The following is a 12943-nucleotide window of genomic DNA, read 5'->3' as shown; positions in this document are numbered from 1 at the left end:
CATGGTTCGATCTAAGACGCCATGACTATCGCGAGCCCCTTCCCCGAGGTCCAGATCCCGACGACGGCCGTCTCCGAGTACATCTTCGGTGATCTGGCCGAGTCGGACGCCGATCGCATCGCCATCACCGAGGTCGCGACCGGTGCCGAGTACACCTACCGCGAACTGACGACCCGGATCGAGGCGTTCGCCGGAGCGCTGGCCGCCCGCGGTCTGGGCGTCGGCGACGTGGTCGGCCTACTGGCGCCCAACAGTGCCGCGTTCGCCGTCGCCTTCCACGGCATTCTGCGGTCCGGCGCCACCGCCACGACCATCAACGCGCTGTTCACGGCCAAGGACATCGCGAAGCAACTGACCGACTCCGGTGCCGCCATGCTGATCACCGTCACGCCGCTGGCGCCGCAGGCGTTGCACGCCGCCGCCGAGGTCGGGCTGACAGCCGATCGCGTGGTCGTGCTCGACGGCCCCGGAACCGCGGCCGACGGCCATCCCAACGCGGCCGAACTGCTCGACGGCGCGCTACCCGCACCCGAGGTCAGCTTCGACCCCGCCACTCATCTGGCAGCCCTGCCCTACAGCTCGGGCACCACGGGAAACCCCAAGGGCGTCATGCTCACCCATACGAACCTCGCGGCGAATGTGGCTCAGATTCGACCCATCCAGGGCCTGGTCCCCGAGGACCGCGTGCTCGCGGTGCTGCCGTTCTTCCACATCTACGGCATGACGGTGCTGCTGAACTCCGTCCTGCACGCCCGGGCCCGACTGGTGATCATGCCCAGCTTCGATCTCGCGCTCTTCCTCAAGACCATCCAGGACCACAAGTGCACGTTCGCGTTCATCGCGCCGCCGGTCGCGGTGGCGCTGGCGAAGCACCCGATGGTCGACTCGTACCGGCTCGACTCCCTGAAAGGCCTGATGTCGGGCGCCGCGCCGCTCGACGACGACCTCGGCATGGCGGTCGCCGACCGGCTCGGCTGCCCCATCGTGCAGGGCTACGGCATGAGTGAGCTGAGCCCGGTGAGCCACTGCATGCCGTTCGACGGCGGCCGCGAACTCGTCGGCGCCGTCGCACCGTTGAGCTCGTGCGGCTGGACGGTGCCGAACGCCGTCAGCAAGATCGTCGACCCCGATACGGGAGCCGAGATCGGCCGGCCCGAGCACGGCCTCAGCGAGGTCGGCGAACTGTGTTTCCGCGGTCCCAACGTCATGGCCGGCTACCTCAACAACGACGCCGCCACCCGCGAGACCATCGACGACGACGGCTTCCTGCACACCGGCGACCTGGCCCGGGTCGATGCCAGCGGCTGCATCTACATCGTCGACCGGCTCAAGGAACTCATCAAATACAAGGGCTACCAGGTGCCCCCGGCCGAACTCGAGGCCGTGCTGCTGACGCACCCCGGTATCGCCGATACGGCAGTGGTCGGGGTCCGCGATCCGGAATCGGGCGAGGAAGTACCCAAGGCGTTCGTCGTGCTGCAACCGGAGTCGGGTTTGACTGGCGACGAGATCATGGATTTCGTCGCAGGCCAGGTCGCGCCGTACAAAAAGGTCCGGCAGGTCGCGTTCATCGACGCGATCCCGAAGTCTGCCGCCGGCAAGATTCTGCGCCGCGAACTGCGCGACATCCGCGAGGTCTAGCGCGGGATCGTCTCGCCGATATCGCGCGCGGCCTTGGCCTGGCGGTACCCGACCACGAGCCCGACGAGCGGCATCAACACCAGGCCGGCCAGTCCGAACAGGTCGCCGCGCACCCCGAGCGGCTCGGCGGCGGCCCACACCGGAATGCCGCTGTGATCGGCGGACAGCAGATCGGCGTCGCCTTCCTCGCTCGGCGCCGACGGTTCGTGTACTTCGATGGTCGGCTGCGGCGCACCTGGCGCCCGCCACCAGGTCCCGCCTGGCGACGTACCGGTGTGCTGTTCGGCGACGACGACGGGCACCAGCGGGTTCGGGGGCGTGAACACCGGCATCGCAGCGGGGTTGTCGGAACCACTGCCCGGCCGCGCGCCGGGCGCGGTGTTGTTGCTCTTGCCGTTCGCCTTCGATGATTTCCCGGTGTTGGTCTGGCCCGAGACCGACGAATTGGCACCCGAGTTGCCGCGCGAGCCACCGTTGCCGGAGTTGCCGTTGCCGGCGTTGCCACGTGGGGAGCTGCTCTTGCCGGAACCCGCCTTGCCGGAGCTGCTGTTGCCACCGTTGCCATTGGACCCGCCGGGATCAGCGGCGGCGATCGCCATCGAGGGCCCGGCCATCGTCAGAAATACCGATACCGAGAGACCGGCAACCGTCAGCAGCGCATCGTCACGGCGCATGTCTGCCCCCGATCGGTTCCGCTGAGTGGCAACCCCCTGCGCACTCCGGTCCCCCATCATGGCATGCCACCGCGCCCGGGTTGACGATTTCCGCAGTCGTCGCGGGTCAGGGCTCAGGCCGCGTCCGGGTCCTGTGCGATGCCGTCCGCGGCCTTGCGCAGCAACGTCAACGCGGTGCGCGCCCACGTCTGCGTCGCGCCGGCAAGCCCGCACGAGGGCGTGAGGCCGACGCGCTCGCGCAGCACCGTCCGCGGGAACCCGAGCCGGTCGGTGATACTCGCGGCGGCCGCGGCCACCGTCTCGACCGGCACGGAACGCTCCGGAGCGACGCCCGGCAGCACGCCGAGCATGATGGTCCGGCCCGCCTCGATCCACTCGCCGATGCCGTCGAGGTCGGCCGCGGTCAGCTTGGTCACGTCGACGGAGATGGCGCTGAAAGCGGTGCGCGCCAGGGTTTTCCACGGCACGTCCGCGGCGCACACGTGAATGCTCGCCTGTCCCCCGACGGTCGCGATGCACTCGTCGAGCAGGCTGGCGGCGAGCAGTGCGTCGACCGGCGCCACCGGCGACATCCGGGTTACCCCGGCAAGCCGCCCGGCCAGCGCGGCGGGCAGTGACGGTTCATCGAACTGCACGACGACGTCGGCGTCGCAGCGCCGCGCGACCTCGGCGCGATGGTGCGCGACGCCCTCGGCGAGGGAGCCGGCCAGGTCCCGCAGTGCGCCCGGATCGGTGATGGCCCGGTGACCGCCGGGCAGTTCGAGTTCGGCGGCCAGCGTCAGTGGACCGGGCGCCTGCACCTTGATGGTCCGTCCGGTCCCGCGCAGCCCGGCTTTCTCCCATGCCTCTTCGAGCGCGTCGACGTCCTCGTCGAGCAGGCCGGTGGCACGGCGCACGACGGCGCTGCGGCCGGATGCGATGCGGTAGCCGCGGGGCACGGTGTCGAGGCCGATGTCGACGAGCAGCGCGCCCGCCCGTCCGATGATGTCGGCGCCGATGCCACGCGCCGGCAGCTCCACGAGATGCGGCAGGGCAGGCAGCTCACCGACGACGACTGCCGCCGCTTCCCGGGCGACCGTGCCCGGCCACGAGCCGATACCGGTTGCCTGGGCGAAAACAGTCACCCGGCCAACACTATTCGATGGGGTCCGCGGCCGGATCTTCCACGTAGCTCCGCAACCGGTCCAGGGCCCGGTCCCAGCGCTTCGACAGCGCGGTCAGGTACTCACTGGCCTCGGCGAGCGGGTCCGGCTGAATCCGCCAGATGCGCTCGCGCCCGTGCCGGCTGCTGGTCACCAGCCCCACCGCCTCCAACCGCAGCAGATGTTTGGTGGCCGCCTGCCGGGTCACCGGAATCACCTGTGTCACTTGCAAAGTCGAGCACGGCCCGGCCTCGCAGAGCCGTACGACAATACGCAGCCGATTCGGGTCGCCGAGCGCGTCGAACAGTGGCGCCCGGTCTTCGACCGCCGTACTCACATCGACTCGCCCAGGTACTTGCGTACCAGTTTCGTCTGGGCTTCCCAGCCGCCGCTGTTGGCTTCGAACGCCGCGGCCCGGCGATGGGCCGGGATGTTGTCGAACCCGGATTCGACGATCTGCAGCAGCACGCCGTCGCTGGTCTCGGTGAGCGTGAACTCGACCAGCGTGGTCGGCTCGTTGTCATAGTCGGCACCGGGTTCGACGGCGTACGGATGCCAGCGGAACGCCAGACGCCGCGGCGGTTCCACGGCCACGATCTGCCACACCGAGGCTGTCCCGGCGTGCGGTTCCTGTGCGGCGGCGACCTCGTCGTCGACCTCGGTCGGTGTGATCACCCCGGTCACCGATTCACCCGCGACGAACGGGCCGTCGAATCGGACGCCGAACCAGCGCCCGAACTCGTCGGCGTTGGAAATGGCGCGCCACACGCGGTCGAGCGGCGCACGCAAGGTGACTTCTTTTTCGATGCGATCGGTATTCATAAGCAACCTCCTGGTTGCCTATCACGTTACGACTGCATCCCCGGAAACGCAACCATATGGTTGCTTTTGGATGGGATCAGCGCGCGATCGTGGCGCTGGCGATGACCTCGTCGCCGTCCGGGTCGCGGCGGTACAGCACCATGGTCTGACCTGGGGCGACGCCGCGCAGCGGAGTGCGCAGCTGCACGTCGAGCACGCCGTCCGCGAACTCTGCGACCGCATCGGCCAGTCCGCCGTGCGCCCGTACCTGGATCAGGCATTCCACCGGACCATCAAACGGCACACCCGAGGTGAACACCGGACGCTCGCCCGTCAGTTCGTGGATCTCGAGGTCTGCCACACCACCGACGTGGACGGTCCCGGTCTCGGCATCGATGCCCGTGACGTAGCGCGGCAGGCCGTCCGGCCCCGGACCCGCGATGCCCAGGCCCTTGCGCTGACCGATGGTGAACCCGTGCACTCCGTCATGCTCGGCGAGCTTCGTGCCCCCGGCGTCGACGACCGCGCCCGGCCGGATGCCGATGCGGGCGCCGAGGAAGGCCCGGGTGTCACCGGACGGGATGAAGCAGATGTCGTGACTGTCCGGCTTGTCGGCGACCGCCAGCCCGCGCTCGGCGGCCTCCTGCCGGATCTGAGGCTTGGGGGTGTCACCGATCGGGAACAGGGCATGGCTGAGTTGTTCGGCCGTCAGCACGCCGAGCACGTAGGACTGGTCCTTGTCCGCGTCGACGGCACGGCGCAACCGGCCGTCCTCCAGCCGCGCGTAGTGCCCGGTCGCCACGGCGTCGAATCCCAGGGCCAGGGCACGGGCCGACAGCGCCGAGAACTTGATCTTCTCGTTGCAGCGCACGCAGGGGTTCGGCGTCTCACCACGGGCGTACGACTCGACGAAGTCGTCGATGACGTCTTCCTTGAAGCGTTCCGCGAAATCCCAGACGTAGAACGGGATTTCCAGGATGTCGGCGACGCGGCGGGCATCTCCCGCGTCCTCCTTCGAGCAGCAGCCGCGCGACCCGGTGCGCAGGGTCCCGGGCGCGGTGGACAGCGCCAGGTGCACGCCCACCACGTCATGGCCGGCGTCGACCATGCGCGCCGCGGCCACCGAGGAGTCCACTCCCCCGCTCATCGCTACCAGAACCCGCATGACTACCTTCCCAACCCGGCACTGGCCAGTGCGGCCTGACGCGCCCGCTCGACCGCCGCCGGCAACACGGCCAGCGCGGCATCGATGTCGGCGTCAGAACTGGTGTGCCCCAACGAAAATCGGAGTGATCCGCGGGCACTCGCCGGATCGGCGCCCATCGCGATCAAAACATGTGACGGCTGCGCGACGCCCGCCGTGCAGGCCGAACCCGTCGAGCACTCGACACCTTTGGCGTCCAGCAGCATCAGCAGGGCATCACCCTCGCAGCCACGAAAAGTGAAGTGCGCGTTGCCCGGAAGCCGGTCCTCGCCGGTGCCGCCGTTCAGCACGACGTCGTCGATGCCCGACAGCACGCCGTCGACCAGTCGGTCCCGCAGGGCGCCGATCCGGGTGCGGTAGGCGTCCAGGCCCTCCACCGCAACGCGTGCGGCGGCAGCCATGGCGACCACGCCCGCGACATCCGGTGTGCCCGAACGCACGTCACGCTCCTGACCGCCGCCGTGCAGCAGCGGCACGCACGCGACGTCGCGGCGCAGCAGCAGCGCACCGACGCCGGTGGGACCACCGAACTTGTGTGCTGCCACGCTCATGGCGGACAGCCCGCTCGCGGCGAAATCGACCGGCACCGCACCGATCGCCTGGATGGCGTCGCTGTGGATCGGCACGCCGAATTCGGCGGCGACAGTGGCCAATTCGGCGATCGGCTGAATGGTGCCGACCTCGTTGTTGGCCCACATCACGCTGACGAGCGCGACATCGTCGTGGGTCTCGAGAATCTGGCGCAGGGCTTCGGCGGACGTGGCGCCGGTGGCGTCCACGGGCAGCCAGGTCACTTCCGCGCCCTCGTGTTCGACGAGCCACTCGACGGCGTCGAGCACCGCATGGTGCTCGATCGGCGACGTCACGATCCGGCGGCGTCCCGGACAGGTGTCCCGGCGGGCCCAGAAGATGCCCTTGACCGCCAGGTTGTCACTCTCGGTACCGCCGGCGGTGAAGATCACCTCGGAGGGCCGGGCGCCCAGCTGCTGGGCCAGGGACTCACGGGCCTCCTCCATCCGGCGCCGCGCAGCCCGGCCCGACGTGTGCAGCGAGGACGCGTTACCGCCGGCCGCCAGGACCGCCGTCATCGCCTCGATGGCAGCGGGCTGCATCGGGGTAGTGGCGGCGTGGTCCAGATATGCGGGGCTCATGGCCTGTCCAGGATACCGGCCAGGCCAAACCGGTCAGGCTGCCAGCGCGCGCCCGTGAACAGGAGCGACGGGCAGCGGACCGACCTCGTGCACCGCGGCCTGGCAGCGGCCGGCCAGATCGCGCCGATCGGTGCCGGGCAGTTGCAGCGACTGCACCTGCATGTGGCACACCGTCAGCTTGGCGGTGATGACGCGTTTGATCGACGTCAGCAGCGAATCGTCGCCGATGAACGCCGGGATGGTCGACTGCGCGCCGTTGCGGTGCCGGTAGGTCAGCTGCAGCGGCTGGACGGGGCGTCCGGTGTCGATCGCGGCCTGGAACATCGCCGGCGCGAAGGTGCCGTGCCCCAGGCCGCACCACGTGGTGCCCTCCGGGAACGCGACGACCGTCTGACCTGCGGAGAGCCGGTCCCCGACGGTGCGGACGACGTCGGGCAGGCCGCGCAGGCTGTGGCGGTCGATCGGGATGACCTTGAGCAGCCGGGCCACGAACCCGAGCGCGGGCCACTCGATGAGGTCGGCACGAGCCACGAACGAGCCGGGCATGACGGCACCGATCGCGAAGATGTCGACCCAGGACACGTGCCCGGCGACCACCAGCACGCCGCTCAGGTTGCGGATGGGGCCGCCGGAGACGGTGATCCGCACGCCGAGGCAGCGCAGCATCAGGCGGCAGTACAGCCGCTGGATGCGGGACTTGCCGGGCAGCGGCACCGCCAGCAGCGGCAGTGCCGGCAGCAGCAGCATCGTCATGATGAGCCGGACGGTCGTGCGCAGCACAACCACGAAGGGGCGGCTGATGTGCGCGGAGTCCACCCGGATGCAGCTGGCGTCGCACGACGCCTTGGGCAGCCAGGCGTGCTCCGCCGCCGTGACCGGCGTGGTCACTGCGCGGCCTTGTCGGTCGCGGCAGCCGCCGAGCGCAGCCGGGTCAGGTACCGGACGTCGGCTTCGCGCTTGTCCAGCAGGGCCGGGAAGTCACCGACACCGAAGTCGGGGTCGTAGGCCGGGTCGCCGCACACCTTCGCGCCGAGGCGCAGGTAGCCGCGCATCAGTGGCGGCACCGTCACGCGGGCCGGCGGCTCGATGTCGTCGAGCAGCTTGCCGTCGATGATGACCGGGCGGTACGGGCGCACCTTGTATTCCGAGGCGTGCCGCTTGTTGACGAAGTCGCGGACACCGCGAATCTGGCTGGCCGGGGCCTCGTCCGGGCCGCCCTGGATGGGTACCGACACGCAGCCGGTGACGTAGTCGTAGCCGCTGTGGTCCAGGTAGGCCAGGATGCCGCCCCACATGAGCAGCACGACGGCGCCGTTGCGGTGGTCGGCGCGCACAACGGCGCGGCCCATCTCGACCAGTGACGGGCGCAGGGTATCGAGCGCGCTGACGTCGAATTCCGTTGCGGTGTACAGCCCACCCGCGGCGATGGCGCCGGGCGGCGGCAGCATGCGGTAGCAGCCGACGTATTCGCCGGTGTTGTCGTCGCGGACCAGCAGGTGGTCGCAGAACTCGTCGAATCGGTCAGCGTCCCGGCCACTTTCGAAACCGGGGCTGTCATCGGTGAGGGTGTAACCCGGCTCCGAGGTGAACACGTGGTGACGAAGCCGTTGCGCGGCTTCGATATGTTCCCGATCGGCCGACAGCAGCAGCGTGTAGCGCGGGGTGCCGGTCGATGAACTGGTGTCTTCAGGGGCGATGAGTACAGAACTAGTGCTCATGTTCAGCACGGTGACGGAGCCGTTCGGCGCGGCGGCATCAATCACGTAACGCGTTGATGACCGGTTGCGAAACATCACGGTCCGTTACATTCGGCGCATGATGCCGCGATGAGAAGCCGTGCCGCGATCATCCGTGAGGTCGGCGGGGACTGGTCGGTCGAGGAATTCGAGCTCGACCCGCCGCGCGCCGGTGAGGTGCTGTTGCAGATGGCAGCCGCCGGGCTGTGCCACTCCGACGATCACATCCGGTCGGGCCAGCTGGCCGCGCCGAAAGGTGCTGTGGTGCCGGGCATGCCGCCCACCATCGGGGGTCACGAGGGATCGGCGGTAGTCCTGGAGGTCGGGCCGGGAGTGACGCGCTTCTCCCCCCGGCGACCACGTGGTGACGTCGTTCCTGGCGGTGTGCGGGAAATGTCGTTGGTGCACAGCCGGTATGGAGTACCTGTGCGATGTCGGCGCCGGCACGCTCATCCCGGGCATGCCCACTGACGGCACCTTCCGTCATCACAGCCTCGCGGGTGAGGAACTGCGGCACACCTCGAAGATCGGCGCGTTCGCCGAACATACTGTGGTGGCAGCGGATTCGCTCGTGAAGATCGACCCGTCGTTGCCGCTCGTGCCCAGCGCACTGCTGTCGTGCGCAGTGCCCACCGGCTACGGATCGGCGGTGCGCCGCGCCGGAGTACGTGCCGGCGACACCGTGGTGGTGATCGGGGTCGGCGGTATCGGTACCGCCGCCATCCAGGGTGCTGCGTTGGGTCGGGCGGCTCATGTTGTGGCCGTCGATCCGGTGGCGTTCAAGCGGGATTCGGCGGTCGGGTTCGGCGCGACCCACACCGCGGTGACCATCGCTGAAGCTGCTGCGCTGGTACGGGATCTGACGCGCGGCGTGATGGCCGATGCCGTGATCGTGTCACCGTCGCTGATCGGTGACGGCGACGTTGCCGATGCCTTGTCCCTGACCCGCAAGGGCGGCACCTGCGTGCTGACGGGGATGGCGGCGCCGTCGGCCGGGGCCGTGCAACTCGACCTGCAGGACCTGATCCTGATGAACAAGAACCTGTGCGGCACGCTGTTCGGCTCCTGCAATCCGACCACCGAAGTGCCGGCCCTGGCGCGGCTCTACCAGGAGGGCCGGCTCAAGCTCGACGAGATGATCACGCGGCGCTACCGTCTCGACGACATCAACGAGGCCTTCGATGATCTGTTGGGCGGCCGGGTTGTTCGCGCGGTGATCGATTACGGCGTGTAGGCGCACTCGCACGAATGCGCCATAGGTACAGCCTCAACGCGCTCGCGCTCCCACCTCACGTTGACCCTGTAACCAGGGCGGTGGTTACTCGCACAAATGCTGCGTAGGTACAGGGTCAACGCGTGCCGGAGATACCGCGGGCGACCAGCTTCGTCTCCAGATACTCCTCGAAACCGGCCACGCCCATCTCCCGGCCGATCCCCGACTGCTTGTAGCCGCCGAAGGGCGCGTCGGGTGAGTACCAGACGCCGCCGTTGACGTTGATGGTCCCGGTCCGCAGCCGCGACGCCACCCAGTCGACGCGAGCCTGATCGGTGCCGACGACCGCGCCGGACAATCCGTACGGCGAGTCGTTGGCGATGCGGACGGCGTCGGCGTCACCGTCGTGGGCGATGACGGTGAGCACCGGCCCGAAGATCTCCTCGCGCGCCACCCGGGCATCGTTGGTGAGCCCGGCGATGACGGTCGGCTCGATGAAGAAGCCACTGGCTCGGTCTGCCGGCCGGCCGCCGCCGCAGGCAAACCGGCCACCCTCCTCCAGCGCCAGCCGAAGGTAGCGCTCGACGCGGTCGCGCTGGCGCGCGGAGATCAATGGGCCGCACAGGGTCTGCGGGTCGGTGGGGTCGCCAAAACCGATGCTGGACATGGCCGTTGCGGCCGCGGTGACGGCCTCGTCGTACCGCGCGCGGGGCACCAGCAGCCGCGTGGTGAAGGCACAGCCCTGCCCAGCGTGCATCGCGACACCGGCGGCCGCGGCGGCGCAGGCCGCGGGTAGGTCGGCGTCGTCGAGCACGATGTACGCGGATTTGCCGCCCAGTTCCAGGAACACCTTCTTGATGGTGTGCGAGGCGGCCACCATGACGGCGCGGCCGGTGGCCGTCGAGCCGGTGAACGACACCAGGTCCACCCGGGGGTCCTCGGTCAACTGCGCGCCGAGCGCATGATCGGCCGAAGTGACGACGTTGACCACGCCCGCGGGAAAGTCGGTGCGCTCGTTGATGATCCGGCCAACCTCGGCAGCACACCACGGGGTGTCCGGCGCGGCCTTGAGCACGACGGTGTTGCCGGCCGCCAGCGCCGGGCCCAGCTTGGCGAAGTTGATCTGGTGCGGGAAGTTCCACGGAGTGACGGCGCCGACGACGCCGCAAGGCTCGCGGACGACGGTGCGCCGAGTCGGTTTACCGAACGGCGCAGCCTCTCCGAGATCGGTTGTCCACGTGTAGTTTTCAGCGAGATCGGCGACGTAGCCCAGGCCATCGACCGGTGCCTGCAGGTGCCCGCCGTAGGTCAGTGAGACCGGCGCGCCCACCTCGGCCACGGTGATGGCGCGCAGGTGCTCGATCTCGTCGCCCAGCGCGTCGCGCAACTGCCGCAGGCAGTGCACCCGTAGCGCGGTGTCGCGCGACCAGTCGGTGTCGTCGAAGGCGGTGCGGGCCGCCGCGATGGCCCGATCCATGTCGTCGGCGTCAGCGTCGGCGGCGTACCCTAACGTCTCCTCGGTGGCCGGGTTGATTGTCGCGAACTCGCCGCCGCGCCCGGGCACCAGCTGCCCGTCGATCAGCAGGGCGGTGCTCACGTGATGACCAGCCCCTCAAGGGTTTCCGCATCCCGCCAGGCTGCGAGGATGTCGGCGTATTCGGTGGGGCTGCCGAAGAAGAAGCTGTCCTGGTTCAGCCGGTCGCTGGGCTGCCCTTCGCGGTTGTAGTAGCCGGGTGTGCAGGCTTCGCGCCGGCCGGAGATCACCACGGAACGCGCCACCACATCGCGGACCCAGCCGTCCTCGGCGGCCGCGCTCGCCTCCAATTTGGTGATGTCATTCTTGAGCGCCCACGCGATCACCCACGCGGTGTGTCGCGACTGCGTGTCGATCAGGTACGGGAAGTTCACCGTGAATCCGGACTGCGCGATGCTCGCGATGAAGCAGTTCGGAAAACCGTTGACATGCAAACCATGTAGCGTGCGCACCCCATCGGACCACTTCTCGGTCAACGTCTTTCCGTCACGGCCGATCACCTCGAACCCGGTGCGCCGCGTGTAGTCGGTGCCGACCTCAAATCCGGTGGCGAAAATCAGGCAGTCGAGCGGGTATTCGGTGCCGTCCACGACAACCCCGCGTGCGCTGATTTTCTCGACACCCCGGCCCCGGGTGTCGACCAGGGTGACGTTATCGCGGTTGAACGTCTGCAGATACTCGTCATGGAAACAGGGCCGCTTGCAGTAGTAGCCGTACCAGGGCTTGAGCCCTTCGGCGGTGGCCGGGTCGGTCACCAGCGCGTCGATGCGCGCCCGGATCTGCTCCATCTTGGCGAAGTCCGCCAACTCCGCCGTCGACGCCTGCGGATCGGTGCCCTCTTTGGCAATCGGCATGGCCTTGGCCAGGCTGGTCCAGGCGTCGGCCACCAAATCCTCGTCGGCCTGGCCGCCGGCGGTGAGGATCTGGAAATTCTCGATGCGGCGCTGCTGCCAACCGGGTTCCAGCGCCGCGGCCCAGTCCGGGTCGGTGGGCGCGTTGGCCCGCACGTCGACCGTCGACGGCGTCCGCTGGAATACGAACAGCTCCCCGACGGCCGGCGCCAGGCGCGGCACGCACTGGATCGACGTCGCGCCCGTGCCGATGATGCCGACGCGCTTGTCGGCCAGGTTTTCCAGGCCCGCGCCGGTATAGGCGTAGTCCCAGCGGCTGGTGTGGAAGGCGTGGCCTGCGAACTCGGTGATGCCCTCGATCCCGGGCAGTTTGGGCTTCTGCAGGTAGCCGTTGGCCATCGAGACGAACCGGGCACGAATGGCGTCGCCGTGGTTGGTGGCGATCACCCACCGCGAATCGGCTGCGTCCCAACGGATTTCCCGCACCTCGGTCTGCAGGCACGCGTTGCGGTACAGGTCGTAGTGCTCGGCGATGGCCTGGCAGTGCGCGAAAATCTCGGCGCCCTTGGCGTACTTCTCGGTCGGCACATAACCCAGTTCTTCCAGCAGCGGCATGTACACGTACGACTCGACGTCACAGGCGATGCCGGGATAGCGGTTCCAGTACCAGGTGCCGCCCACGTCGGCGGCCTTGTCGATCAGCCGGATGTCCGCCACGCCCAGTTCCCGCAGCCGGGCACCGGTGAGCAACCCGCCGAAACCGGCGCCGATGATCGCGACGTCGACCTCGTCGGTCAGCGGCGCACGGGTGAAACCCGGCTCGGCCCAAGGGTCTTCACCGAAGGTCGCGAACCGGCCGGCGATCTCCACGTACTGGCCGATGCCGTCGGAACGCAGCCGACGGGCGCGCTCCTCGGCGTACCGCTGCCGCAGCGCGTCAGGGTCGAACGTCGTGCCGTCGCTGCCCGAGCTCCCGCCATGCGTCATCGATGCATA

The 12943-nt window shown here is 69.0% G+C and carries 11 protein-coding genes and 1 pseudogene; 2 read left to right on the top strand and 10 right to left on the bottom strand.

Translation table 11 applies throughout. The features are described from left to right. Positions 1-21 precede the first annotated feature (21 nt). Positions 22-1641 carry a 4-coumarate--CoA ligase family protein gene (locus BR47_RS0114205; RefSeq protein WP_029119921.1) on the top strand — a complete coding sequence of 540 codons (1620 nt, stop codon included), beginning with the start codon at positions 22-24 and terminating at the stop codon, positions 1639-1641. Here the strand turns inward: BR47_RS0114205 and BR47_RS32095 are convergent. From BR47_RS32095 to BR47_RS0114165, 8 genes are all read right to left on the bottom strand, one after another. Beyond that, entirely contained in the window at positions 1638-2315 is a 678-nt protein-coding gene (locus BR47_RS32095) for a hypothetical protein (RefSeq protein WP_051634793.1), read from the bottom strand. The genes BR47_RS0114205 and BR47_RS32095 overlap by 4 nt on opposite strands. A gap of 113 nt (positions 2316-2428) precedes the next feature. Next, positions 2429-3439 carry a methionine synthase gene (locus tag BR47_RS0114195; protein ID WP_029119920.1) on the bottom strand — a complete coding sequence of 337 codons (1011 nt, stop codon included), beginning with the start codon at positions 3437-3439 and terminating at the stop codon, positions 2429-2431. A gap of 10 nt (positions 3440-3449) precedes the next feature. Then, on the bottom strand, positions 3450-3794 hold the full coding sequence (locus BR47_RS0114190) for an ArsR/SmtB family transcription factor (RefSeq protein WP_029119919.1): 345 nt from the start codon (positions 3792-3794) through the stop codon (positions 3450-3452). After that, positions 3791-4279 (bottom strand): SRPBCC family protein, encoded by a 489-nt coding sequence (locus tag BR47_RS0114185; protein ID WP_029119918.1) that lies wholly within the window; start codon positions 4277-4279, stop codon positions 3791-3793. The genes BR47_RS0114190 and BR47_RS0114185 overlap by 4 nt, the downstream gene beginning before the upstream one ends. A 76-nt stretch (positions 4280-4355) precedes the next feature. Then, positions 4356-5423, bottom strand: coding sequence for a tRNA 2-thiouridine(34) synthase MnmA (mnmA, locus tag BR47_RS0114180; protein ID WP_029119917.1), 1068 nt, complete (start codon positions 5421-5423; stop codon positions 4356-4358). Positions 5424-5425: 2 nt separating this feature from the next. After that, positions 5426-6613: a cysteine desulfurase family protein gene (locus BR47_RS0114175; RefSeq protein WP_029119916.1), complete on the bottom strand. Its 1188-nt coding sequence runs from the start codon at positions 6611-6613 to the stop codon at positions 5426-5428. Positions 6614-6646: 33 nt separating this feature from the next. Continuing rightward, positions 6647-7501, bottom strand: coding sequence for a lysophospholipid acyltransferase family protein (locus BR47_RS0114170; RefSeq protein ID WP_020103158.1), 855 nt, complete (start codon positions 7499-7501; stop codon positions 6647-6649). After that, on the bottom strand, positions 7498-8331 hold the full coding sequence (locus BR47_RS0114165; protein WP_029119915.1) for a GNAT family N-acetyltransferase: 834 nt from the start codon (positions 8329-8331) through the stop codon (positions 7498-7500). The genes BR47_RS0114170 and BR47_RS0114165 overlap by 4 nt, the downstream gene beginning before the upstream one ends. 108 nt (positions 8332-8439) lie before the next feature. Here BR47_RS0114165 and BR47_RS30515 point away from each other — a divergent pair. Beyond that, positions 8440-9583: pseudogene (locus BR47_RS30515) on the top strand (NDMA-dependent alcohol dehydrogenase). A gap of 115 nt (positions 9584-9698) precedes the next feature. Here the strand turns inward: BR47_RS30515 and BR47_RS0114155 are convergent. Both BR47_RS0114155 and BR47_RS0114150 read right to left on the bottom strand, forming a co-directional pair. Continuing rightward, a complete protein-coding gene (locus tag BR47_RS0114155; protein ID WP_029119914.1) occupies positions 9699-11159 on the bottom strand; it encodes an aldehyde dehydrogenase in 1461 nt (486 codons plus the stop codon). Further along, positions 11156-12934: a flavin-containing monooxygenase gene (locus BR47_RS0114150; RefSeq protein ID WP_020103154.1), complete on the bottom strand. Its 1779-nt coding sequence runs from the start codon at positions 12932-12934 to the stop codon at positions 11156-11158. The genes BR47_RS0114155 and BR47_RS0114150 overlap by 4 nt, the downstream gene beginning before the upstream one ends. Positions 12935-12943 lie beyond the last annotated feature (9 nt).

Source organism: Mycobacterium sp. UNC410CL29Cvi84, from assembly GCF_000686745.1.
In the GTDB taxonomy this organism is placed as follows: Bacteria; Actinomycetota; Actinomycetes; order Mycobacteriales; family Mycobacteriaceae; genus Mycobacterium; species Mycobacterium mucogenicum_B.
This window is presented reverse-complemented; position numbering and strand designations above follow the sequence as displayed.